1 protein-coding gene is annotated in these 217 nt (G+C 65.0%); it reads left to right on the forward strand.

Going from position 1 to position 217, the window contains the following annotated elements:
- The coding region (locus tag E4487_RS25055; protein WP_175254582.1) for an aldehyde dehydrogenase family protein at positions 1 to 217 on the forward strand (217 nt) is incomplete at both ends.

Genomic DNA, 217 nt, shown 5'->3' on the forward strand with positions numbered 1-217 from the left:
GGTCGGCTCGCACATCCTCAAGTGCGCGGCCGAGAACATCATCCCGTCCACCGTCGAGCTGGGCGGCAAGTCGCCGAATATCTTCTTCGCCGACATCATGAACGCCGAGCCGGCCTTCATCGAGAAGGCCGCCGAGGGTCTGGTGCTGGGCTTCTTCAACCAGGGCGAGGTGTGCACCTGCCCGTCGCGCGCGCTGGTGCAGGAGTCGATCTACGAG

Origin of the sequence: Pseudomonas sp. BMW13 (assembly GCF_013357275.1) — a bacterium.
GTDB lineage: Bacteria > Pseudomonadota > Gammaproteobacteria > Pseudomonadales > Pseudomonadaceae > Aquipseudomonas > Aquipseudomonas khazarica.